At 66.8% G+C, this 23,263-nt stretch carries 23 protein-coding genes and 1 tRNA gene; 10 read left to right on the top strand and 14 right to left on the bottom strand.

Translation table 11 applies throughout. The features are described 5' to 3' along the window. Nucleotides 1-48: 48 nt before the first annotated feature. Nucleotides 49-2,130 (bottom strand): FUSC family protein, encoded by a 2,082-nt coding sequence (locus tag ACZ5IQ_RS09200; protein WP_371824561.1) that lies wholly within the window; start codon nt 2,128-2,130, stop codon nt 49-51. A 166-nt stretch (nt 2,131-2,296) separates the two neighbouring features. Between ACZ5IQ_RS09200 and ACZ5IQ_RS09195 the strand changes: the two genes are divergently transcribed. Continuing rightward, nucleotides 2,297-2,668: a hypothetical protein gene (locus tag ACZ5IQ_RS09195; RefSeq protein ID WP_212812211.1), complete on the top strand. Its 372-nt coding sequence runs from the start codon at nt 2,297-2,299 to the stop codon at nt 2,666-2,668. Nucleotide 2,669: 1 nt separating this feature from the next. Here ACZ5IQ_RS09195 and ACZ5IQ_RS09190 read toward each other — a convergent pair. Then, nucleotides 2,670-2,743 (bottom strand) — tRNA-Ile (locus tag ACZ5IQ_RS09190). A gap of 76 nt (nt 2,744-2,819) precedes the next feature. Further along, on the bottom strand, nt 2,820-3,302 hold the full coding sequence (locus ACZ5IQ_RS09185; protein WP_212812212.1) for an SRPBCC family protein: 483 nt from the start codon (nt 3,300-3,302) through the stop codon (nt 2,820-2,822). 123 nt (nt 3,303-3,425) lie between these two features. Here ACZ5IQ_RS09185 and ACZ5IQ_RS09180 point away from each other — a divergent pair, with 123 nt between their 5' ends. After that, complete coding sequence (locus ACZ5IQ_RS09180) at nt 3,426-4,229, top strand: acyl-CoA thioesterase (protein ID WP_212812213.1); 804 nt, start codon at nt 3,426-3,428, stop codon at nt 4,227-4,229. A gap of 79 nt (nt 4,230-4,308) precedes the next feature. On the opposite strand, the gene ACZ5IQ_RS09175 is transcribed toward ACZ5IQ_RS09180, so the two are convergent. Together ACZ5IQ_RS09175 and ACZ5IQ_RS09170 are read right to left on the bottom strand one after the other, a co-directional pair. Then, nucleotides 4,309-5,706, bottom strand: a complete 1,398-nt coding sequence (locus tag ACZ5IQ_RS09175) for an HNH endonuclease signature motif containing protein (RefSeq protein WP_212812214.1) — start codon at nt 5,704-5,706, stop codon at nt 4,309-4,311. Nucleotides 5,707-5,824: 118 nt separating this feature from the next. Continuing rightward, nucleotides 5,825-6,667: a carboxymuconolactone decarboxylase family protein gene (locus ACZ5IQ_RS09170; protein ID WP_212814887.1), complete on the bottom strand. Its 843-nt coding sequence runs from the start codon at nt 6,665-6,667 to the stop codon at nt 5,825-5,827. A 14-nt stretch (nt 6,668-6,681) separates the two neighbouring features. On the opposite strand from ACZ5IQ_RS09170, the gene ACZ5IQ_RS09165 reads away from it, so the two are divergent. Next, on the top strand, nt 6,682-7,707 hold the full coding sequence (locus tag ACZ5IQ_RS09165) for a threonine aldolase family protein (RefSeq protein WP_212812215.1): 1,026 nt from the start codon (nt 6,682-6,684) through the stop codon (nt 7,705-7,707). Here ACZ5IQ_RS09165 and ACZ5IQ_RS09160 read toward each other — a convergent pair. Both ACZ5IQ_RS09160 and ACZ5IQ_RS09155 read right to left on the bottom strand, forming a co-directional pair. Beyond that, nucleotides 7,691-9,091: a metallopeptidase TldD-related protein gene (locus ACZ5IQ_RS09160; RefSeq protein WP_212812216.1), complete on the bottom strand. Its 1,401-nt coding sequence runs from the start codon at nt 9,089-9,091 to the stop codon at nt 7,691-7,693. The genes ACZ5IQ_RS09165 and ACZ5IQ_RS09160 overlap by 17 nt on opposite strands. After that, on the bottom strand, nt 9,091-10,608 hold the full coding sequence (locus tag ACZ5IQ_RS09155) for a TldD/PmbA family protein (RefSeq protein WP_212812217.1): 1,518 nt from the start codon (nt 10,606-10,608) through the stop codon (nt 9,091-9,093). Before ACZ5IQ_RS09155 ends, ACZ5IQ_RS09160 begins: the two co-directional genes overlap by 1 nt. Before the next feature lie 38 nt (nt 10,609-10,646). Here ACZ5IQ_RS09155 and ACZ5IQ_RS09150 point away from each other — a divergent pair, with 38 nt between their 5' ends. The 3 genes from ACZ5IQ_RS09150 to ACZ5IQ_RS09140 are packed head-to-tail and all read left to right on the top strand — an operon-like array spanning nt 10,647 to nt 13,637. Next, the gene (locus ACZ5IQ_RS09150; RefSeq protein ID WP_406801290.1) at nt 10,647-11,519 is read left to right on the top strand and encodes a carbohydrate ABC transporter permease; all 873 of its coding nucleotides are present in this window, start codon (nt 10,647-10,649) and stop codon (nt 11,517-11,519) included. After that, the gene (locus ACZ5IQ_RS09145; protein WP_406801289.1) at nt 11,506-12,318 is read left to right on the top strand and encodes a carbohydrate ABC transporter permease; all 813 of its coding nucleotides are present in this window, start codon (nt 11,506-11,508) and stop codon (nt 12,316-12,318) included. Before ACZ5IQ_RS09150 ends, ACZ5IQ_RS09145 begins: the two co-directional genes overlap by 14 nt. Further along, entirely contained in the window at nt 12,315-13,637 is a 1,323-nt protein-coding gene (locus ACZ5IQ_RS09140; RefSeq protein ID WP_406775428.1) for an ABC transporter substrate-binding protein, read from the top strand. Before ACZ5IQ_RS09145 ends, ACZ5IQ_RS09140 begins: the two co-directional genes overlap by 4 nt. Here ACZ5IQ_RS09140 and ACZ5IQ_RS09135 read toward each other — a convergent pair. Next, complete coding sequence (locus ACZ5IQ_RS09135) at nt 13,634-14,470, bottom strand: CbiQ family ECF transporter T component (RefSeq protein ID WP_406775429.1); 837 nt, start codon at nt 14,468-14,470, stop codon at nt 13,634-13,636. The two genes, ACZ5IQ_RS09140 and ACZ5IQ_RS09135, sit on opposite strands and share 4 nt — an antisense overlap. Further along, on the bottom strand, nt 14,467-16,494 hold the full coding sequence (locus ACZ5IQ_RS09130; RefSeq protein WP_318985292.1) for an ABC transporter ATP-binding protein: 2,028 nt from the start codon (nt 16,492-16,494) through the stop codon (nt 14,467-14,469). The genes ACZ5IQ_RS09135 and ACZ5IQ_RS09130 overlap by 4 nt, the downstream gene beginning before the upstream one ends. A gap of 100 nt (nt 16,495-16,594) precedes the next feature. Between ACZ5IQ_RS09130 and ACZ5IQ_RS09125 the strand changes: the two genes are divergently transcribed. Further along, nucleotides 16,595-17,038, top strand: coding sequence for a MarR family winged helix-turn-helix transcriptional regulator (locus tag ACZ5IQ_RS09125; RefSeq protein WP_212812223.1), 444 nt, complete (start codon nt 16,595-16,597; stop codon nt 17,036-17,038). A 3-nt stretch (nt 17,039-17,041) separates the two neighbouring features. Here ACZ5IQ_RS09125 and ACZ5IQ_RS09120 read toward each other — a convergent pair whose 3' ends face one another. After that, on the bottom strand, nt 17,042-17,542 hold the full coding sequence (locus ACZ5IQ_RS09120; RefSeq protein WP_406804045.1) for an LppP/LprE family lipoprotein: 501 nt from the start codon (nt 17,540-17,542) through the stop codon (nt 17,042-17,044). A 257-nt stretch (nt 17,543-17,799) separates the two neighbouring features. Between ACZ5IQ_RS09120 and ACZ5IQ_RS09115 the strand changes: the two genes are divergently transcribed. Further along, nucleotides 17,800-19,446, top strand: a complete 1,647-nt coding sequence (locus tag ACZ5IQ_RS09115) for a cellulase family glycosylhydrolase (RefSeq protein WP_464481152.1) — start codon at nt 17,800-17,802, stop codon at nt 19,444-19,446. An 87-nt stretch (nt 19,447-19,533) separates the two neighbouring features. Continuing rightward, a complete protein-coding gene (locus ACZ5IQ_RS09110; protein ID WP_464481151.1) occupies nt 19,534-20,106 on the top strand; it encodes a hypothetical protein in 573 nt (190 codons plus the stop codon). 431 nt (nt 20,107-20,537) lie between these two features. On the opposite strand, the gene ACZ5IQ_RS09105 is transcribed toward ACZ5IQ_RS09110, so the two are convergent. From ACZ5IQ_RS09105 to ACZ5IQ_RS09090, 4 genes are read right to left on the bottom strand one after another with little or no spacing between them, the layout of a single operon-like run. After that, complete coding sequence (locus ACZ5IQ_RS09105; protein WP_464481150.1) at nt 20,538-21,428, bottom strand: tyrosine-type recombinase/integrase; 891 nt, start codon at nt 21,426-21,428, stop codon at nt 20,538-20,540. Then, the gene (locus ACZ5IQ_RS09100; RefSeq protein WP_464481149.1) at nt 21,425-21,934 is read right to left on the bottom strand and encodes a hypothetical protein; all 510 of its coding nucleotides are present in this window, start codon (nt 21,932-21,934) and stop codon (nt 21,425-21,427) included. The genes ACZ5IQ_RS09105 and ACZ5IQ_RS09100 overlap by 4 nt, the downstream gene beginning before the upstream one ends. Then, on the bottom strand, nt 21,931-22,245 hold the full coding sequence (locus ACZ5IQ_RS09095; RefSeq protein WP_464481148.1) for a hypothetical protein: 315 nt from the start codon (nt 22,243-22,245) through the stop codon (nt 21,931-21,933). The genes ACZ5IQ_RS09100 and ACZ5IQ_RS09095 overlap by 4 nt, the downstream gene beginning before the upstream one ends. Next, nucleotides 22,245-22,463 (bottom strand): helix-turn-helix transcriptional regulator, encoded by a 219-nt coding sequence (locus ACZ5IQ_RS09090; RefSeq protein WP_464481147.1) that lies wholly within the window; start codon nt 22,461-22,463, stop codon nt 22,245-22,247. The genes ACZ5IQ_RS09095 and ACZ5IQ_RS09090 overlap by 1 nt, the downstream gene beginning before the upstream one ends. Nucleotides 22,464-22,598: 135 nt before the next feature. Here ACZ5IQ_RS09090 and ACZ5IQ_RS09085 point away from each other — a divergent pair, with 135 nt between their 5' ends. Next, nucleotides 22,599-23,195, top strand: coding sequence for a hypothetical protein (locus ACZ5IQ_RS09085; RefSeq protein ID WP_464481146.1), 597 nt, complete (start codon nt 22,599-22,601; stop codon nt 23,193-23,195). The last annotated feature ends 68 nt before the right edge of the window (nt 23,196-23,263 follow it).

The following is a 23,263-nucleotide window of genomic DNA, read 5'->3' as shown; positions in this document are numbered from 1 at the left end:
TCAGATGCGTAAACGGCAGCCCCGATTCTCGGAGGCCCTACGCATGACTCAGACCCTGCTGGTGACCTCGGTCAGCGCCCGATCCAGCATGTTGAGCGCACGCACCGACGCACGCACCGGGCCCGGCCGCATCTCCGGTAGACCGACATCGAATACGGCTGCGTCGCTTCGCTTCTCAGCTCCGACGTCTTCGCCGGCGATCAGTCTCCGCACCCGCGCTATCGCTTCATCGGCGCGTGCGGCGGCCTGATGCAACGCGTCGTCGGCGCCATCGGGAGGCTGCCCGGCATGCGACGCGGTCACCCCGGCACGCGCCAGGGCATGCGCCGAACGGTTGGCGACCTGCAATCCGCGCATCAGCCGCCGCACCCCGTGCCGCAGTTCCGAAACCGGGCCCATCTGGAGCGGTTTGCCGGCAGTGATGGCTGCCTTCAACGAGTTGTCCATCCGGCGGGTGTCGACAACCAGATCGCCGGCATCGCCGGCGGTCAGTACCGCCGTCACCGCGGTGTCGATCACCCGCTCCATCTGGTCGAGGTAATCGGTGACCTTTTCGGCGAACGTGGCGCGGGTCTTGGTGGAGAAGACGAAGTACGCGGACGCGATACCCACCAGGCTTCCCACTGCTGTTTCCGCGATGCGCACCTCTAGCACCTGGGCACTGAAATTGCCGAGGAGGCCATACAACATCGCCAGCAGGACCGTCACGAAGAAGGTCAACCAGAAGTAGGCGACGGTTGCCAGGTAGAACGCGAAGAACACGCAGACCACGAGGACGACGATCTGCAGCGCCGGGTTCCGCCCGATCTCCGCGGCGAGCAGCACGCCCGCCACCACCCCGGCGATGGTGCCGACGATGCGATGACCGGCACGCGAAAGGATCTCGCCGCGCGTCGAGACGCCCGTGAACACCAGGAAGGCCGTCAGCACCGCCCAATATCCGCGATCGGGCGAGATCAGATTGCCCAGAACCGTTGCGGCACTGGTCGCCACCGCGACCTGAATCGCGGCCTTGGTGCTGGGATTGAGCCCCTGAGGCGTGTCGTGGTCGTCGTCGCCGTCGGTCTCGGCGGCGGCGATATCGTCGTCGCTGATGCCGCGGGCGTTGGTGGTGATGTGGTGAATTGCCAAGTGCGCCTGCATCGCCCGGTACGCCGTGACGGTCGCGACGCCCGCCGAGGTCGAAAGGTCAGCCTTGTCCGCCGCTGCGGCACCCATCCGCCGGGCCTGCCGCAACTGTTCGTCGGTGGGGTTGTTGTCCAGGCAGATCCGCAGCGCCGCGACCGCATCAACCAGGCCGTCGGGCCACGGCTCGTCCTGGTCCAGCCACCACAGGAACGACGCCGCCTGCTCCAGCATGATCTGCGCCTCGAAAACCCGCAGCGCCAGGTCCTTACTGGTGACGCTCAGTGATTTGGCGGCCTCGTGCCGATCGAGCCAGTCGTCGATGAGCAGCGCCGTCTCACCGAGTTGGTCGAGTTGGTGCCGGGCGACCTCAACACTCACCTCGCCGCGCCGGGTGGCGACATCCAGTGTCGAAAGCGACGCGGCACGCAGTGCCGACAGGAGGCGACGTGCCTCGACACGTGGCCGTTCGGGAAACAGCAGCACGTGCACCAACAGTGACGACACGATGCCCACCGCAACGGCCACTGCCAACACCGGAATCTGATGCACCGGGGTCCGCAGGAACATGACGAAGAAGTACGAGATGAAGGCGACCATCCCGAGCGCGTTTCCGCGCGGGCCGTACCGCCGCACCCACACCGCGGCGAAGAGAACAGCGATGAAGCCGACGTCGACGATCTTCCCGTGGGGCACCAGGAATGCGGCCAAGGCCATGGCGCCGATCGCCGGGAAGAACAGCAGCAGCGTCGTGATGTTGCGGCTGCGCTGGTCTCGGTCCTTCACGGCGGCCGAGGCCTGCATCGCCACCACCGCGCCCAGCATCGCGACCGTCACCGGCTGGCCGGCCGCACGGGTGAACACCAGCATCGCGCCGATCGCCAGCAGCAGCGAGAAGGTGGTCGCCGCCGCGCTGCGCAACCGGATGCGTCCGGGGTCGGCAGCGCCGAGGACACTCGCTCTCCGCACCACCGCCGCTACCTGCACAGGCCAATTCTGCGGCATCAGCCTGTGTGGCATGTCCAGCTCGGTGGACGTCGCGGTTCTGGCTTCGCAGCGTTGCCAACGGGCGTAAGTTACCGTCGTGGCGCGTCGCAAAGGTGGGCTGACCAGCAGGTTGATCAGCGCTGCCATCGCATCGCGGCTAAGTCGCGATGAAGAAGTCGGCGGGATGACGCTGCCGAACGTGCGGCTGTGGCTCGGCGGCGAACGCAATCAGCCACTTGGCGATTCGGTGGTTCTGCAAGTGCGCTCGGCCGGCCTGCCCTGCGATGTCATCGCCACCGGCGAGATCGACGTCCCGCGCCGGATGCGCCAGCCGCGGACACTGCATCTGCGGCCCGCCATGCTGAACCTGCCGCCCTTGCGCAAAGCCACGCTTGCTGTCGAGATTCCTCCCGTCGCGCAGCGCAAGGCCGCTCGCGCACTGAAACGAGGCGAACCCGTCATCGCCGTGATCGAAGTCGAAGCGACGGATAGTCGGGGCAGTTCGGCACGGGTGACGCGGCGGGTGTCGTTGAGTCCACCGTCCCAGCGGCTTTGAGTAGGGCGGGCGGGGCTCGAACCCGCGACCAAGGGATTATGAGTCCCCGGCTCTAACCAACTGAGCTACCGCCCCATCGCGAAGATCGCGGCCACCATGTTCGCATGGCGCCACGGGCGGGCACCCCATGGGCTGCCATCGGCGTTGCGGTCTAAGAGATGCCACGCCGGCAGAGCGCTTCCGCCAGCCGCTCCGTCGACTCTTCCATCTGCGCGCGGCCGATGACCGGCAGGTGCTCCAGCATGTCGGTGTGTCGGAATGCCGACCAGTCGTATGTCTCAGTGACAAGTGTCCGCTCCGGTCCGATCGGCGTGAGCCGCCATATCCAGGTGTGACCCGCAGGTTCCTGGCCGGGTTCGGCGGGGGCCCATCCGACAGCACGGTCGGGCTCGTAACAGATGACGTGGTTCTCGACGCGGTTGCCCGCACGCATGTTCATCACGAACACCGCACCCAATTCGCTGAAGGGGCGATGGTCGGCCGCACTGAGGATCATGCCGCTCGCATCGAGCACAACATGGTTGTCCGGCGTGGTCAGAAACGCGAACACGAGATCTGCACTCGCGTCCACGACACGCGATACCTGTATGCGGCTGTGTTGGATAGCCATCACTGATCTCCTCTGCGAATTCACCGCCTATCTATCGAGACTGCGCACCGCGCCGTTTGTCATCGTGGCTCTGTGTAAACGGGCATCTGATCGGCCCTGAGCGGATGCGTCTCTTTGACCGCACTGCCACCAGGCATCATGTGGAGCGTGACCGACTCTCATCCGTTCGACCAAGCCCTGGAACTACAGCCCGTCGATGACACGCGCATGCGTGGGCAGACGCACCCGGACTGGGCGAACATGGTCGGCCCCTTCGGCGGCATCACTGCGGCGACGCTGCTGCATGCAGTCGAGCTGCGGCCCGACCGCATCGGTGAACCGCTGGCACTCACGGTCAACTTCGCGGCACCCATCGCCGACGGCGAGTTCGATATCGCACTGAAGCCCGCCCGCACCAACCGGACGAACCAGCACTGGATCGCCGAACTCAGCCAGGACGGCGACATCAAGACCACGGCCACCATGGTTTTCGGCATCCGCCGCGACACCTGGTCGGACGACGAGTCACGCATGCCGAGTGCGCCCGGGCCCGAGGGACTCGAAGTCAGCGGCCCTCCCCTGCCATGGGTCAGCCAGTACGACATGCGTTTCGTCGAAAACCCTTTCCCGGCAGAGGATGCCGAGCCCAGTGAGTCCTCGCGGACGACGCTGTGGGTGCGGGACGCCAACCAGCGCGGCCTCGACTTCGCCGCCCTGGCCGCGATGTCCGACATCTTCTATCCCCGGGTTTTCCTGCGGCGCGGCGGATTCTTCCCGGCCGGCACCATCTCACTCACCACGTACTTCCACGCCAATGGGCAGGAGCTCGAAAGCATCGGCGGGGACTACGTATTGGGCAGTGCGCACGCAAATCGCTTCTCGGACGGATACTTCGACCAGAGTGCGCATGCGTGGGCCCGCGACGGCGCGCTGCTCGCCAGCACCCACCAGGTCGTCTACTTCAAGGGCTGACGTCCTCACCGGCGAGCGACTCGTTGCGACGCACGTGGCACTGCCGTCGCGGCATCGGATGCCGTGGCGCGGTGCCGAGTTAGCTTGCGGGCCTGTCTGTTTCACCGTCATCATCGCCGCTCTCGGGTGGGTAGAGCGTGGGATGCCAGTAGTGGTTGGTTCGGGGTTGGCCGACGTCCAGTAGTGGTGGTGGGGTCCAGTGGGCGCGGCCGTTGGCCATGGTGGTGGTCCAGCCGCCGGTGTCGGCGAGGCGGTTGTCGCGGCCGCAGGCCAGGGCAAGGTTGGTGATGTCGGTGGGGCCATCATCGCGCCAGTCGGTGTCGACGTGATGGGCCTGGCAGCGGGAGGCGGGGGCGGTGCAGTTGGGTTTGGTGCAGCCCAGGTCGCGGGCGAACAGGGCAAAGCGTTGGGCGACGGTGGCGGTGCGACGCGCTCGGCCCAGGTACAGCGGTTGTTCGGTGTGGTCGTCAAAGACGACGAGGTAGTGGTCGGCGCCGCGGGCAGCCATGCGGATGAGATCGCGGATCGGTAACCGGCTGCCGGTGAGGGTCAGTGCGTGGCCGGTGCCGCGCTCCAATTCGGCGACAGTGCAGGTGGCCGCGATGGCCACAGGTAGGCCGTTGTGGTCGCCGAGGTCGGTGCCGAGGGCGATGCGGCCCATGGCGGCCAGGGCGTCGTGGTTGCGTTGGTCGGTGCTGCGGGTGTCGTGGTCGATCTGGGCCTGGGTGGGGGTGCCCGATTGGCAGGGTGTGGGGTCGGCGGGGTTGCACATGCCGGGGGCGCCGAGTTTGTCGTGGACTGCTTCGAGGGTGGCGCGTGCTTCGGGGTCGAGCCAGCCGTCCACTTTGGACATGCCGTCGGGTTGTTGTTTGCCGATGCGGAAGCTGCGTTTGCGGGCGCGTTCGGCGTCATCGGGCAGCGGCCCGTCCTGATCGAGCAGGTACAGCAGCGCCTCGGCGGCGGCGCGCAGTTCTTCGGGGGTCTGGTGCCGCGCCCCGGCAACGAGGGACTGTTCGAACTGCCCACGGGTGGCGGGGTCGATCCAGCCGGGGAGTTTGTTGATGAACTGGCCGATCACTTTCACGTGCTCGGTGTTGAGCGCGCCTTCGGCCTGGGCGGCGGCGACGAACTCCCACAGCGGCGGCAACGGTTCGCCGGTCAGCCCGGTGCGGGGCGCCAAATACTGGGCGTCGCGGACCTGGCGGTTGGCTTCGGTGGTGTCCAGGCGCAGCCGGATACGCAGCACCTCGGCCCAGTTTTTCGCGCCAAGTTCTCGGGCCGTGACCTGAGACTGCGCCGCAACCAAGATCCGGTGATCCACCGCCTCGGCCGCACACCTCAACCTCTCGCGGCGCGACTTCAACGCCAACAACGTCGCCACATCCAGACCGCTGTAATCCAGGGACGCGAGCCGCGCGTGCGCCGCTTCGTAGGCGGCGTACGCCTCCTCGACAACAGCCGGATCGGTCAACCCCATACATCGAACATTAGTTCGAACCACCGACAAGAAGCCGCCGCGAATGTGACGCTAGTTACCCACTGTGACCAGCGCAAACAAAGTGACCAAAGTTTTTCAGAGAGCTCCCGAAGAACGCCTAGGAGAACACCGGCTGCCCGTCGGCTCCGAGCAGATAGCGCTCGGTGCCCTCGCTGACCCGCGGCGCGTCCCCACCCAACGCGACGGCAATCTTGTTGATGCCGTTGCGCATCACGTCGAGGGTGATCTCGGTGGCCTCCGCGTCGGAGAAGTGCGCCCGTACGCCCGCGGCAACGTCGGCCGGTATCCGCGACGGCGTCCACACCAGGGCGTCGACGTAGCGCAGCGCGGCTTTCTGCCTCTCGTCGAGCAGCGTCGACGACTCGTACAGCTCGATCTCCGAGTACAGCGACTCATTGCCGCCGGCATCCAATGCTGTGCCCTCGCGCAGCGACTTGCACAGCCGGCAGTTGTGCGCGGCCGCGCCGCGCAGTCGCACCACCTCGGTCATCACCGGATCGAGTTCGCGACGCGCCCCTACCGAACTTGCGAAGCGGTTCAACAGCAGGTCCACCGGGTCAGTGTCGTGGTCCCAGCCGTCGGGATCGGCGATCGGCGGCAGCCCGAGCGCCGCAAATCCGGCCCGCACTCGCGGCACGAAGTCCGCGACGTACATCAACGCCACGATGCGAAAACTGTTGGCGCCCAGCGCTGCAGTGAGCTCTCCGCGCTGAGCCACAGAAATCACCGACACGTCGGTGCTGAACTGCTCGGCGAACTCAGCCACCAGCGGCTCGGCGTCGGACACGGGCCCGAACACTGCTTCATAGGGCAATGGCGCGAGGCCCAGGGTCTCGGCACACGTCTGCCGCATCGCCGCGTTGAGCCGCCGATCGGCGGGTGGCGACAGTGCGATCAGGGACGTCAGTAGCTCCTCCACACCCCGGATTATTGCCGCGATGAGACCATCGACGCATGAGTTCGACCGTCTCGGCCGCATTCGCCTCCGACAACGCTGCTGGTGCTCACCCACGGGTGTTGGAGGCGATCGTCGCCGCCAACCAGGGCCCGGTGAGCTCGTACGGCACCGACCCGGGCACCGAACGCGCAGCGCAGGCCCTCAGAGCGGCCTTCGGGGCCCCCGATGCCGAGGTCCTGTTCGCGCTGACCGGCACCGCGGCCAACATCATCGCGCTGGCTTCGGCAGTGCGGCCCTGGCAGGAAATTCTGTGCAGCGATATCGCGCACTCGTTGCTCGACGAAGCCGGTGGGCCGGTACGAATCGCGGCGGCACAACTGACACCACTACCGAGCGATGACGGCCTGATCTCACCGAAGGAGCTCGATCGACACATTGCGCGCCGCGGCGAGGTGCACCACTCGCAGCCGCGCATCGTCACCATCACCCAGTCGACCGAGAACGGCCGCGTCTGGTCGCCCGCCGCGCTGACGGAGTTCATCGACTACGCCCACCAGCACGACCTGCTGGTCCACGTGGACGGCTCGCGGGTCGCCAATGCCATTGCCGCCCTTGGTATCAGTCCACAGGAAGCCATCGGTGACGCCGACATCGTCACGGTTGGCGGCACCAAGAACGGCATGCTGTTCGGCGACGCGGTACTGATCCGCCGGCCCGCACATTTCGAGGGAATTCGCTTCGTACAGAAGCAGATCGGCCACCTCGCCAGCAAGCACCGCTTCATCTCGGCTCAGTTCGAGGCCATGCTGCACGACGATCTCTGGTTGCAGACGGCAGCCCACGCCAACCGCATGGCGGCGACATTGAGCGCCGGATTCGCGGAGGCAGGGCTGCAGCTGGCGGCGCCGACCGAGGCCAACGAGGTGTTCGTCATCCTCGACGCCGCGACCACAGCGCGTGTCCGGGAGCGGTTCGCGATCCATGCTCCCGACCCGCTGAGACCGATCGTGCGCTTCGTCTGCTCCTGGGCCACCACCAACGACGACGTCGCCGGGGCGCTGAAAGTTATTGCGCCTGACTGACCGACGACATGTGGAAGTCCGGAATCCGCAGTGACGGCATCTGGGCCCGGGTGGCCCAGTCGCCCCATTCGCGCGGCAGCGTGGTTTCGCTGACGCCGGCCTCGGTCGCGCGCCGCAGCAGGTCCAGCGGACTCTCGTTGAACCGGAAGTTGTTGACCGCGGCCGTCACTTCCCCGTCCTCGATGAGGTAGACGCCGTCACGCGTCAGGCCGGTCAGCAGCAGCACCGTCGGATCGACCTCACGCATGTACCACAGCGTGGTCAGCAGCAGGCCGCGTTCGGTGCCGGCGATCATGTCCGACAGACTCACCGTGCCGCCCGTCATCAGCAGATTGTCGGCCGGCACGGCCACGGGCGCGTCGAATTCGGCTGCGGCAGAACGCGGATACGCCAACGCGTTCACGACACCGTCGCGAATCCAGTCGACGCGACCGATGTCCAAGCCGTTGTCGAACACCGACACCCGCTCCGACGAACTCGACGTCGCCACGAACGGCAGGCAATCCAGCCCGGGCGCAAAGGGATCCGAGTACAGCGTCAGCCCGAGGTCGGTGAGCTTCTCCCCCACCCGGGTGCCGCCCGGCGCCGACAGCGCGGTTCGGCCTTCCTGCGCGCCACGACCGTCCATGCTCCAGCCGAGGTAGATCATCATGTCCGCGACGGTCGACGGCGGCATCAGCGTCTCGTACCGACCGGCGGGCAACTCGACGGTCCGCGAGGCCCAGCCGAGACGCAGGCACAGATCGTCGAGCATGGAATCGACTGGCACGTCGACGAAGTCGGCGGTACTGACGCCCGCCCACGCGCTGGCACCATCGCGTTTGGCGTTGATCTCCACCGAGCCCGTCGGTTGGGTGAACCGCCGCCGGATGCCACCGGACGTCGCCAGGTACGTGGTGTCGAGTTCGTGCCGCGCGAACCCGTACAGCGCGTCGCTGCGGTGGAAGCCGTCGACCAGACGCGTGGCCACGTTCCCGAACACCGAGGCACCGGTCAACGGCGACGGTGCGTCCCAGTCGTCGGAGGTCTCCACGCCGGCCAGCGGCGGCGCGCTGTCACGCGCCTCGGGCGCCGCCTCCGCGGCGTCCTGCGACGCCGCCACCAGGCCCGCGATGGTCGACGGATCGACCTCACTGGACTTCACGACGCCGACCCGGGCCTTATCCCCTTGGCGGACAATCGAAATGACGGTGGTCTCGCGGCTCACCGACTCACCGTTGGTGGTCATGGTGTTGCGGGCCCAGCGCAGTGACGCGGTGGACCTGTCGGTCACCAGGACGATGGTCTCGTCGGCTCGACCCCGGCGGGCAGCCTCGTCCAACACCAGGTCGACAACCTGCGGTGCAGCAGGGCGAGCGTAGCGACCGGGAGAATTATTCAGCATCAACGCCCCGATTCAGTTCGCGTGTTGAGCACATTGATTCCGCGGAACAGCGCGGACGGGCAGCCGTGGCTGACGGCGGCCACCTGGCCGGGCTGGGCCTTGCCGCAGTTGAACGCGCCACCGAGTCGCCAGGTCGACTCTCCGCCAACGGCTTCCATCGATCCCCAGAAGTCGGTGGTGGTCGCCTGGTAGGCGACGTCGCGCACCTGGCCGTCCAGCTTGCCGTCGCGGATCTTGAAGAACCGCTGCCCGGTGAACTGGAAGTTGTACCGCTGCATGTCGATTGACCACGATTTGTCGCCGACGATGTAGATACCGTTCTCGACCCGGCTGATCAGATCCTCGGTGCTGAGGTCGTCAGTACCCGGCTGCAGCGAGACGTTGGCCATCCGCTGGATCGGCACATGATGCGGCGAATCCGCGTACGAGCAGCCGTTGGACCGGCTGACCCCGAGCTTCGGCGCGAACACGCGGTCCAGCTGATAGCCGACGAAGACACCGTCGCGCACCAGGTCCCAGCTCTGCGCGCGGACGCCTTCGTCGTCGAATCCGATGGTGGCCAAACCGTGTTCGACGGTGCGGTCGGCGGTGACGTTCATGATCGGTGACCCGTACTGCATGGTCCCCAGCTTGTCCGGGGTGGCGAACGACGTACCGGCGTACGCCGCTTCGTAGCCGATGGCCCGGTCGTATTCGGTGGCGTGGCCGATGGATTCGTGGATGGTCAGCCACAGGTTGGTCGGGTCGATCACCAGATCGGTGGGACCGGCCGTCACGCTGGGCGCCTTCATCTTCTCGGCCAACAGCGTCGGCAGCTCCGCCAATTCGGTTGTCCAGTCCCAGACCTCGTCACCGGCGACGGCCTCCCAACCACGCGCGGTCGGCGGCGCCAGTGTGCGCATCGTTTCGAACGCACCGGCTGCGGCATCCACCGCGACGGCCTCGATCGTCGGCTGCACCCGGACCCGTTGTTGCGTGATCGACGAACCGAACGCATCGGCGTAGAACACCTGCTCCTTCACGGCCTGCAGTCCCGCCGACACGTGGTCCACGCCGTCGGCCGCGAGCAACCGGCCCGAGTACTCGCCCAGTAGCGCGATCTTGTCGGCAGCGGTGACCTCGAACGGGTCGATCCGGTACGGCGACACCCATGACACATCGGTGTAGACCGGTTCGGAAGCCAGCTCGATGCGCTCGGCATTGAGCGGCGCCAGCGCCACCGCGACCTGCACGGCGCGACGGGCGGTCTCGGCCGCGACCTCGGGGTTCAGCTCGGCGTGCGAGGCGAAACCCCAGGTGCCGTCCACGATCACCCGCACCGCCAGCCCGATTTCCCGGTTGACCACCGAGGATTCCAGCTCGCCGTCACGCAGCTGGATGTGTTCGGTGGTGATCCGGTGAATCCGGAGGTCGGCGTAGCTCGCACCGGCAGCCAGCGCGGCCGACACCGCGGCCTCGGCCAGCAAATGGCGCGGCAAGGCCAGGAAGTCGGCGTCAACCCGTCGCAGCGCAGTCACGGCTACACCGTAGTAGCACCACACGCTTTAATGATCCGGTGGCACGCCGCAGGTTTCGGGACACCCTGACCGGCTATGCGCTGCTCGCCCCCAGCCTGTTCGGCGTGGTGATGTTCCTGCTGCTCCCCATGCTGGTCGTCGGCTGGCTGAGCCTGCAGCGGTGGGACCTGCTCGGACCCATCCGGTTCGTCGGACTCGACAACTGGCACGCCGTGCTGACCGACCCGACATTCGACCGCTCGCTGGCGGTGACGCTGGGTTTCGTCGCACTGGTGGTGCCGGTCCAGACGGTGCTGGGTCTGGCGGCCGCGATGCAGCTGGCCCGCGGACTGCCGGGCACCGGATTCTTCCGCACGCTCTATGTCCTGCCCTGGATCTGCTCGCCCTTGGCGATCGCGGTGCTGTGGCGCTGGATTCTCAGCCCCACCGACGGCGCAGTGAGCACCGTGCTCGGGCACCGCATCGAATGGCTGACCGACCCCACCCTGGCGCTGCCGCTGGTTTCGGCGGTGACCGTGTGGACCAACGTCGGCTATGTGACGCTGTTCTTCCTCGCCGGAATCCTGGCCATCCCCAACGACGTTCACGACGCGGCCCGCATCGACGGGGCGAGCGCCTGGCAACGGTTCCGCCGCATCACGCTGCCGATGCTGCGGCCGACATTCTTCTTCGTCCTGGTGACGGGTGTCGTCAGCGCGGCGCAGGTCTTCGACACCGTCTACGCGCTCACAGGCGGCGGCCCCGAGGGCCGCACCGACCTGATCGCCCACCGCATCTATGCCGAGGCCTTCGGCTCGGCGGCCGTGGGCCGCGCCGCGGTCATGGCCCTCATCCTGTTCGTCCTGCTGCTCGGCATCACGCTGGTGCAGCACCTCTACTTCCGCCGGCGGGTCACCTATGACCTCACGTAACGCACTCATCTATACGGTGCTGGTGCTCACCGCTGCGATCACCCTCGTGCCGTTCGGCCTGGGCCTGCTGACGTCGTTCACCTCGGCGCGCCAGTTCAACACCGAATCGCCGCTGTCCCTGCCGAATCCACCGACGCTGGCCAACTACACCGCCCTGTCCGACGCCGGCTTCGGCCGGGCCGCGCTGGTCACCGCGTTGATGACCGCGGTGATCCTGTTGGGCCAGCTGGCGTTTTCGGTGACCGCCGCGTACGCCTTCGCCCGGCTCGAATTTCCGGGACGCGACACCCTGTTCTGGCTGTACCTGGCGACGCTGATGGTGCCCGCGACGGTGACGGTCGTGCCGCTGTATCTCATGATGGCCGAGGCCGGGCTGCGTAACACCTTCTGGGCGTTGGTGCTGCCGTTCATGTTCGGCTCGCCCTACGCGATCTTCCTGCTGCGCGAGTACTTCCGGTCCATCCCGGCCGACCTGATCCGCGCCGCCCGCATCGACGGTGCCGGCACGCTGGACGTCATCGTGCACGTGGTGCTGCCAGCCAGCCGGTCGATTCTCGTCACGCTCGGACTGATCACCGTTGTCTCGCAATGGAACAGCTTCATGTGGCCGCTGGTGATCACCAGCGGCTCGTCCTGGCGGGTGCTGACCGTCGCGACCGCAGGGCTGCAATCCCAGTTCGACACCCAGTGGACCGTCGTACTCGCCGCGACGACCGTCGCGATCGTGCCGCTGATCCTGCTGTTCAGCGTGCTGGGCCGGCACATCGTCCGCTCGATCGTCGTCACCGGCTTGAAATGAAGTTCTCGACCCGGTTCGTCATCGCGCTGGCCGCCACCATGGCGGTGCTGCTGGTGGCCGCCGTGCTGATGGGCCGGACGCAGGACACCGGGAAAACCGTTGTCACGGTGCGGCTGTGGGACGCGCAGGTCGCAGCCGCGTACCGGTCGTCATTCGCGGAGTTCGCCCGCCGGCACCCGGGCATCGAGGTCCGGGTCGACGTCGTCGCCTATGCGTCGTACTTCGATTCGCTGCGCACCGATGTCGCCGGCGGCGGCGCCGACGACATCTTCTGGCTGTCCAACGCCTACCTGGCCGGCTACGCGGACACCGGCCGGCTGCTCGACATCGGAAAGTTGTTGGGCCGCGGCGCCGCCGATGCGTGGGAGCCGTCGGTGAATCAGCAGTTCACCCGCGACGGGACACTGTGGGCGGTACCGCAACTGACCGACGGCGGCATCGCGGTGTACTACAACGCCGACCTGCTGGCGGCCGCCGGCGTCGAGCCCGCCGACCTGGATGCGGTGCGCTGGTCTCCCGGCGCCGATGACACGCTGCGTCCGCTGTTGGCCCGGCTGACGCTGGATCGGCACGGAAACCAGGCCGGGACACCGGGATTCGACCCCGAGCAGGTACGGCAGTGGGGCTACAACGCCGCCAACGATCTGCAGGGTATCTATCTCAACTACATCGGTTCGGCCGGTGGGATATTCAGCGACGGTGACCGGTTCGCGTTCGACAATCCGGGAGCCCGGGAGGCTTTCGAGTACCTGGTGCGGCTGATCAACACCGACCACGTCTCCCCTTCTGCCGCCGACACCAACGGCAACGGCGACTTCTCCCGCAACCAGTTCCTGCAGGGCCGCATGGCGCTGTTCCAGTCGGGCACCTACAACCTGGCCGCCATCGCCGATCAGGCGCGCTTCCGGTGGGGTGTGGCCATGCTGCCCAGCGGACCGGACGGCCGCGTCAGCGTCACCAACGGGATTGCCGCCGCGGCCAATTCGGCCACCCGCCATCCCGATGCGGTGCGCGCGGTACTGCAGTGGATGGGCAGCGCCGACGGAAATGCGTTCCTGGGCACCAAAGGGGCGGCAGTGCCGGCCGTACTGGCTGCCCAGCCGGTCTACTTCGACTACTGGAAACGGCGCGGTGTCGACGTGCAGCCGTTCTTCTCGGTGCTGGACGGCCCCCGTCTCCCGGCCCCCGGCGGCGCGGGCTTCCCGGCCGGGTTCCTCGCCATCAGGCCATTTTTCGACGAGATGTTCCTGGGCCGCGCGCCGGTCGCATCAACCCTGGCCGATGCCCAGCGCGCAGCCAATGCCGCCTCTGATCGCTAAAGCCGGTGGGTGGCCAGCGGCGTGGCCACCTCGACCCACAGCGACAACGCGCACATCGCGACGACCATCAGCAGCGCCACCGTATCGGCCCGTCCCGGCCGTGCCGGACTGGCGACGATCTGGCCCACACCACCGCGCGCCGTGATGGCGTCGCCCATCTCATCGCCGCGGCGCAGCGCCACCGTGATGGCGGCCGCCAGCAGGTCGACGATCTCGGCGCGGCGCTGCCGGCTGCGCTCCCGTCGCGTCTCGGGCCGCACCTTCGGCCGCAACCGGCGGGCCGCGAACAGCACCCGGTATTCGTCGATCAACATCGGGAAGGCGCGCAGCGCCAAGGCCAGCGTGACCGCCCACTCGTCGACAGGGATGCGCAGCCACTTCAGCGGCCGACCCAAAGTGGCCACCGCGGGCGCGATTTCAGCGACGTTGGTGGTCCACGAGACCAGCCCGCCGAGTCCCAGCAGCACGATCGACAGCACGGTGATCCGCAGGAAGTTCAGCAGACCACCCACTCCCAGATGCACAGACCCGAAGTCGAGGAACGGCTCGCCGCCGGCCAGGGCCGCCGTTCCACCACCGAGCAACAGCAGCACCCACACCAAGCGCGGTACCGACGGCAGCACGCTGCGCGGGATGTGGGCCAGCCACGCCGTGAACAGCACCAGCAGGGCGACCAGGCCGATCGGCACCCAGCCGGGGTACATCGTCAGGACAATGCCGATCAGCGCCACCACGATGAGCTTGGTACCGGCCCACAGTTCGTGAATGGGCGACGTCCCCGGCACGGGACGCAACAGCACCATCGAACGGCGCTGCGTCGCGGGAGCCGTCATGATCGTCCTCCCGCAGTGATCGGAGCCTCGACGAGTTCGCCGCGGTGCAGCCGCAGGATGCGCGGGCACAGCTCGTCGAGCCCGGCGAAGTCATGCGAGATGACGACTACCGTCAGCCCCGTGGTCCGGCGCAGTTCAGCGAGCAACGTCACCAGGCCGCGCTGGCTGGCCGCATCCAAGCCGGCCAGCGGCTCGTCGAGGATCAGCGCCCGCGGACGACGAGACAGCAAGCCCGCCAGCACGACCCGGCGCATCTGGCCGCCGCTGAGCTGATCGATGCGGCGGTCGGCCAGTTCGGGGTCCAGCCCGACCATCGCGAGCGCCTCGGTGATCCGGACGGTGTCGCGCTTCGAGAAGCCCGCAGCCGAGGCGATTTCGGCACCGACGCGGGACCGCATCAACTGCAGCCGCGCCGCCTGGAACGAGATCGCCACGGCGCCAACCTGGTCGGAAACAGGCTTGCCGTCGAGCAGACAGCTGCCGGTGGTCGGCACCGTGAGGCCGGCCAGAATCCAGGCCAGTGTCGACTTGCCGGAGCCGTTGAGCCCGTGGATCAGCACACCCTCGCCCTCGTGGACGGTGAAGCTGATGTCGCGCAATGCCGTTGATTCCCAGGGCGTCCCGCTGCCGTACTGGTGTCCCACACCCTGGACCTCGAGCACCGCCGGGCCGTCGGGTTCGACGCCGGCGGACACGATCGGCACCGGTGCGGTCGCGACCATCTCGATGTTGTCACTGGCGCCGTCGAGCCGGACGACCCGGTCAGCCGAGTCGGCCTCGTCGTTGTAGTGCGTGATGTGCACCAGCGAGGTGCGGTGGTGACGGGTGAGGTCGGACAGCACCGAGAGCAGCACATCGCGGCCCTCCTGGTCGACCATGCTGGTGACTTCGTCGGCGATCAGCAGTGCCGGCTCGCGGGCCAGGGCGGCGGCGACTGCGAGGCGCTGCAGTTCACCACCGGACAGCCCGCCGGTGTCCCGGTCCGCCATGCCGCTCAAACCGACTTCGCCCAACAGCTTTTCGACGTCGATCGTCGTCCCCGACGGCAGACCCCACACCACATCGTCGGCGACGCGGGTGCCGAGCACCTGACTCTCCGGATGCTGCATGACGACCGCGGTGCCGCCGGCCTTGCCGAGCCCCACCGCACCCGGCCGGTCGATGGTGCCGGCAGTCGGCGCACGGCCGGCGAGCGTCAGCATGAGGGTGGTCTTGCCCGATCCGTTGGCGCCCGTGACGGCGACATGTTCACCCGCGTCGATGTCCATGCTGACCGGGCCGAGCGCATCGCGATCGGTACCCGGATACCGGAATCGGACATCGCGCAGGCGCGCCGGCACCGGCGCGACGAGGCCGGTGGATTCGACGGTGTCGAGCTTGTGCACATCGGGAATTCCGAAGAGCCGCTTCAGCACCCGCGACAGCGCCCACCAGCCCAGCAGCGTGACGACGATGATGTGCATGATCACGGAGATCATCACCGGCACCGGCCAGTAGTGCAGGAACACGGCGAAATCGGTGCGCAGATCCTCGGCCGCGCGCTCCCCGCCCGGGACCGCCGCGATGACGTTGGCGATGCCGTGGATGTTCGAGGTCATCGACGCGAAGATCAGCTCTCGCAGCCGCGCCACCACGAGCAGGATGCCGATGACGTAGGCGCCGAATGCGGCGCCCGCGACCACTGACGCCCACAGGACCGTGACGATCCCGCGCCCCGTGCGCTTGACGATGCCGGTCAGTCCGCCGATGTAGGCACAGAACACCACGGTCATCAGACCGCCCATGCCGGCGATGAGGAACGCGATGGTGCTGCCGGCGATGGTCGCGGCGACCAGCACCCGAATCCGGTAGCGGTAGGCCAGCAGTCCCATCGGGACCGTGCCCAGCATGCCGAGCCCCGCGGCGAACGGGACGACGACGGCGATGATGGCGGTGGCCGCGCTCAGTGCCGCCATCACAGCGGCCTGGGCGTACTCGCCCGGATTGAGGGGACCGGCCTTATCTCTGGTGCCGGCAGCAGTCATTGCACAATTCTGCCAGCTGCGCAGACGCGTAAACTCGACGGTGTTGTGACCGTCACCACTCTCGATGACAGGTTCGACTACATAGAGAATCTATGGAACCATGTTGAACATGACAGTTGCACCGGCGACCGAAACGACCCTCGCCTCGGATCTGCTCGCCGTCGTCGCACGCATCAACCGCCTGGCCAATCAGCGCGTCCGGCTCCCGCTGCCCTTCGCCCAGGCCCGCCTGCTCTCCACCATCGAAGCCGAGGGCCGCGCGCGCATCTCCGATCTCGCCGCGCTCGACCACTGTTCACAACCGACGATGACGACCCAGGTCCGTCGCCTCGAGGACGCCGGACTGGTGTCCCGCACCGTCGACCCCGACGATGCCCGCGCCGTCCTCATCAGCATCACGCCGCAGGGCATCGCCACGCTGGCGCAGGTGCGCGCCGACCGCGGCAACGCCATCGACCCGTTCCTGGCGGAACTCGACAGCGCCGATCGGGACACCCTGGCCGCGGCCGTCGAGATCATGCGCGGGCTGCTCGCCGCGCACTGACGCTCACGGCCCGGGGATCGGGTCCAGCGCCTTGAGCGCGCCACCGTCGACGGTGAACCGCACGCTGCCGATACCGGTCGGCATCCCCGGCTGATCCTTCGGCTGCTGCCATTGGTACTGCACCGTCGCGGTGTCCGGAGCGCTCGCGGTCACGGTGATGTACGGCCGCGCGTCGGGCGTCGGCGTGCCGATCATCGTGTTCTTGTTGAAGAACACCACCTGCTGCAGGCTGTCCGGCGTCGAATTGTTCTGCCCCACCTGCACCCAGTACAACGCGCAGTTCGCGGTGTGGCCACTGCCCATCTGGGTCCACTTGCCCGACGGCGGCGCCGGCAGCGCGTAGATGGCTGCGGTCACGACGTTCTGCGCCGGCCCGTCGGAGGGTGTGCATTTGTCAGCCTGCGGCATCGGGTCGGGACCTTTCGGACTCCACCCACATCCCGCGGTGAGCAGGGCAGATGCCGAGAGCAGGACGAACGCCGAGAGGTAGCCGGAGGACCGCATGCGGCCAGCCTACGGCCAAGCGCACCAAGCTTTTTGACAGGAACCTGGTTTGCCCACAGTTTGCACGGGGCACCCAAACCTTGTCTTTGACGCCCCGGCGGGGTTAGCCGGGAGCGAAATCAATTGTGATTAGGGGAATTTCGATGTGGCACAGACAGAAGCGAGGTCAACAGCAACGGCCGGTGATCAAGACCGGTGTGAGAGTGGCAATCTCGGCGGCATTGCCCGTTGGGGTTGCAGGTCTGATTTTTGCGAGCGTGGGCACCGGTCCTGGACCGGTGCCCTATTTGCTGTCCGCGGCGATCACCGAATCGAACACGACGGTGGGTTTCGCCGATTCGGACATCATCGGGATGTCGACTGCCGACATCAACAAGACACTCGACGAGATGCAGTCCCTCGGCGTGCAGAACGTGCGGATCCTGCTCCCGTGGAACAACATCGAGCCCGCACCGGGCTATTGGAACTGGAGCACCGTCGACACCCTGGTGAACGCTGCCGCCGAACGCAACATGGGCATCCTCGGCGTGCTCAACGCGACGCCGGCGTGGGCAGTGCAGCCCGGCTATCCGGCCGTGGCCGCGCCGCCGGCCGACAACACTCAGTACGCGCAATTCGTCAGCGCAGTGGCGGAGCGCTACGCGGGCAAGGTGTCGGCCTACGAAGTGTGGAACGAGCCCAACGCGGCACCCTCCTGGTACCCGACACCCGATCCCGCGGCGTACACCCGGCTGCTGCAGGCGGCATATCCGGCGATCAAGGCCGCTGACCCCAACGCGACGGTGATCGGCGGCGTGGTCGGTTGGGTCACCGATACCCCTGGCCTGGCCATCAACGCGGCCTCATACGTCCAGGGCATGTACGACAACGGAGCCCAAGGGTATTTCGACGCGCTCTCGTTCCACCCGTACCAGTACCAGGTGCCGTTCGGGAACGGCACGCCGTACGGGCAGGTGGCCCCGATCAACCAGCTCGCGACGATCCATCAGGAAATGGTCGCGGCCGGCGACGGCAGCAAGCATATCTGGGCAACCGAGTACGGAGAGCCGACCTCGGTCGTCGACAACAACACCCAGGCGGCGTTCATCTCCAACTTCCTGAACTCGTGGAGCAGCTTCGACTACACCGGGCCGATGTTCATCTACACCACCCGCGACCGGAACACCGCCAGCACGAGCGACCAGGACACTCTCGGTGTCTTCCAGACGGATTGGACGCCCAAGCCCGCAGCGAACGTCATCGCCCAATGGACGGCGACGCATCCGCAGACGCCGATCGGCGCGTCGGACCCGGCGACGGTCTCGAGCCCGATGATGGCCATCACGACACTCAGCGCCACCAAATCCCTTGCCGATCCATCGGTTTCGACACTGAGCGCCACCGCCGATCCCGTCGCCGACCCGTCGGTTTCGACGATGCGCACTGCCTCCAGTGAGCCTGCGGCAGCGCTGAAGACGACGAGCACGACCTCGGCAGCGACCGACCCGGCGGCGGTGCCCGTGATCGCCGGCCCGATAGCCGCGGCCACCGCGCCCGTCACTGCCGTTCCCGCGACGCCTGCCGCTCCGGCCACCCCGGCCACCGCAGCCACGCCGGCAGTCCCGGCCACCGCAGCCACGCCGGCGACCCGGGCCACCCCGGCAACACGGGCCACTCCGGCCACACCGGCAGCTCCGGCGACGCCGGCCGCACCCATCTCGGCGCCGGCCGTGCCAACGGCCCCTGCCGCGCCAAAGGCGTTGGCGCCCACAGCGTCAGCGGCCACCTCGACGGCAACCGCCGATACCGCAGCACCGGCGGCGTCCTCGAAGGCAACAGCACCGAAACAGGGCCCGAAGGCGAAGTCGGCGCCGACTAACTCCGGCCCGAAGAACACCGCGCCGAAGAACACCACGAAGAAGTAGCGTCAGCGAGTCATCCGGGGCGGTGCGCCTGCACCGCTCCGGATAGCTGTGCGTTTCGCCGCACTGTCGCGCGGGTAAACAATGGCCATGTCGATCACGGTCGGTAGTGGGCCACCGGAGTATGACGGTGATTTGCCTGGAGGCGTCGCCGGTCTCTACGGCGGCGGCACCTGGCCGGCCGCGGGCAGCAAGGCGCAACGTCGCGTACTGGCCCTTGCCGTCGGCGTTCTCGTCGGACTGCAGCGACGGCGGTGGCAGGATGCGGCCGTCGAGTTGATCGGCGTCGCCCACGATTCCGACATGTCGCCGTACGTCCTGGCCGAGGCCCTGGTCGAACTGTCCGGTGGCCATTCGCTGCGGCTGGCGGGAGGGTCTCGACCCGACGCGATGCGAATCGCTCTGAAGCATTGGGGCGACCTGCTGACGCCCCCGGCGGCCGCCGACGAAGAACCGAATTCCGGCCCGGATCACGTCCTGGCTTCGAAAGCCTCACGCCTGCGACCGCACGCGCCGCAAGGCGCGTCGGTGCCGTCAGGCATATGCAGATCGCAATACCGCTGGGGTTGCTTTTGCTCGTTAGCTGACTCAGCCACGACGGCGCCGTCCGTTCCATCCCCAACAGGCCCTACGCCTTCTCCCCCTTCTCCAACTTCTCTATAAGTAGTGGCAACGGCACTGGTGCCGTTCGGTGCGGCACTGGTGCCGTTCGGTGCGGCACTGGTGCCGTTCGGTGCGGCACTGGCGCCTTCTGGCTGGTCACGGAACGGCACTGATGCCTTATCGCAGGTCAAGGCATATGCCATTGCCTTGTCGTTTAGCGGCGCTACAGACTTTGCTGTAATCACGCCAGCCTTGGTCAACCTCTCGATGGCGCGACGGCATGACTCCGCGATCAACCCGATCTCCTCACCCAGGTCCTTGCGGGACACCCGCCAGTGCCTCACGCCGCCGAGCACAACGCGGCCGGGGCCATCCGACTCACACCGGAACCGGATATGAGCCAGCACCAAAGCAGCGTTACCGCCGTACAGCTCCACCTCCCCGGGCACTACTCGAATGAACTCCGGCCGCGTCGCACCCATCGCCGTTCCCTACCGCCCGTCCGGGCTAGAGAGTGTTCCGAGCGCGAACGGGTCCAGTCGGTCGATCGCCGCAGCTTTCGTCTCGTCGGCCACCTCGGTGTAGATCGCGGTCGAGGACAGCTCCTGGTGACGCATGAGCGTCTGAACGGTGCGCAGATCGACCCCGGCCCGCACCAGCGACGTACCGAACCAATGGCGCAGCTGGTGCGCCGTGCCGTTGATGTCCGCGCGGCGCATCGCGTCAGCGATGGTGCTCCCGACCGATTCGCGCCGCTGGTGGCCCTTCACTGTGCCCGGAAACCAAAACCCTTGCCTAGGCATCTGATACGCCGTTTCGACCACCAGATGATGCAGCGGCAGCGTGTGCGTGTAGCCGCCCTTCCCAGTAACCACGATCGTGCGGGCGATCAGGTCCAGGTCCTCGCCCTTCACTTTGGCGATCTCGTGAGCGCGCAAGCCTTGGAACAGTGCGAGCGCGATCATGGCGCGAGTGCGACGGTTGCGGATGTTGGAGGACCACAGCCGGCGGGCCTGCTCGGTGGTGATCGGCCTCGGCACTGATCGCAACCGCTTAGGCCGGCCCACCTGCTCACGGGCCATCGGGTTCGCACTGATGTGCTCTTTCAGTTCGAGCCAGGTGAACCACGACCACAGGCACTGGTGATAGGACCAGCGCGTACGCGGCGACCAGCTGTCGTCGTGTGCCAGCCACGCCGAAATCTGCTCAGCATCAAGATGTTCCGGTGAAATCTCGTTCCATTGAGCGCACCGTTGAACAGCACCAACACGCTCGGTGATCGTTCTCTCCGACAGCGATTTGCCGCGCTGATACGTCCGCCACTTAGCCAGCAGGCCCGACAACGCAACTGTGGACGGGCTGAATTTGTCGACACTGGTCACTGCGGCACCTCCGTGCGGGTGTCCAGCGCGTCGAGCTCGGCCGCCACTTCAACCAGGGCGGCGGCGAGTCTTCGCGCTTCGTCAGCGGTCATGCGGTCGTCGCTGGCGTACACCGTGGCACCAGTTTCGACGCGGCCGTCTGACCATTGAGTGCCCGTCAACTGGACCTCGACGGGGCGCTTGCCCGCAGCGATCTTGACGGCGCGCGATGTCCCCCACCATGCGCGTGCCCAACTGTCGTCGTCGCTATCGCCCGGCCACCAGGCGTCGACCTGCTCGGAACCGGCCGGAAGCTGCACATGACGGAAGCGTTCAGCGGCGATGTTCTGCTCGGCGAACTCCCGAGCGCCGAACAACAGCAACCCACGCTGACGTTCCGCGTCGAAAGTCCCGTCCGCAGACGGAATCGGGAAATGCTCGGAGCGCTCCATGTAGGCGATCTGTTCGGGCGTGAGCTGGCCTGCCAGGTCGCGCCAGGTTTCCACTTGCGTATTCAGATCGCTCATCGGGTCACCTGCTCGGCAGCTGCCTTGGCGAGCTGATCGCGCACGCGGCTCAGGGTGTCCAGCGCTGCAACGATGTCGACAGCCGCGAACAGTGGCGCATCGTCCGGCAGCACGTCGAGCGCGTTCTTCAGCTCGCACCGCGCATTGCTCACCAGGTTGGCGACATAGTTGAGCTGCCGCCCCGTGTCGGTTGCGTGTGACATCATCGAGTCAACCTCTCTTCTTTCATGGTTGGTGGGGTTCGAACGGCACTCGCCCGAGGCGGCAACCTCGGGATAAGCGGGTGCCGTTTCGGCGTTGAGGGTGTGCATCAGGCGACACCTGGCCTGGTGCACTGGCGGGTGTTCTGGTCCAGCCAGGCCTGAACGTCTGACCAGCGGTAACGCACAGCCCCACGCGCTCCAGTGGTGAGCTTGATGAACTTCGGGCCGGTTCCCTGGTACCGCATCATGGCCAGGGCCTGCGTCGACGTGCTCAAAGCCTTGGCCACATCTGCTGGCGAGACCAGCTCTGGCTTCACTTGCTCCATAGCAAACCTCTCTTGTTCGATTTTGTAGCAATAGGTCACGTTATGTGTTCATATCTGCAACCTGAGATAGCAATATCAGAACGGGTGTCCGGCAATCAAGCAACACGCGCAGAAATATCGGTAGATTGCTCAACCATGAAGCAAGACTGGGAGCAGGAGCTGACCAACCGAGTTGGTAGACAGCTCGTCAAATCCAGGGGCAAGCGCTCGGCTCAATGGCTGGCCGACCGGACCGCCGAACTCGGCCACCCGATAGGCAGAGCGACGATAAGCCAGTTCGAAAACGGCAACCGCAAGTCGATCTCCGTCGCCGAGTTGCTTGTTTTCGCTGCGGCACTTGAGATTTCGCCCGTCGCTTTGCTTTATGAGGATCGGTTCGCGGATGGCACGGTGGAGGTGCTGCCGGGGGTGGCGACTACCGCTGCGCACGCGGCGCTGTGGACTACTGGAGAAGTTCCGCTCGACTACGACCAGGCTGCTCATGAGCTGGCTGTTCTATCTAGCTCGCTGATCCCGATCGACGAACCCAGAAACGCACTTGACCTGGTCCGGGAGCGCCATGAGTACGACGTGGCTGCGCCGATGCTGCATGCCGAGGCGCGATTGTCGAAGGTCCCATTTGAGCAGTGGATGGCACAGCTTCGGCTCCTACGCGAGCAGCGCCGGAAGATCATCGACGGCATGCGCGAGCTCGGGCTGATCGTGGCCGAGGACGCCGAGGATGCGGAATGATCGGGTCGATTGAGCCGTACCAATTGTCCAGCGGGGCAACGCGTTACGTGGTTCGGTGGCGTGATCCT

This window comes from Mycobacterium toneyamaense, assembly GCF_055384815.1.
The sequence above is the reverse complement of the archived record's forward strand: the minus strand, read 5'-3'. Positions and strand labels throughout refer to the sequence as shown.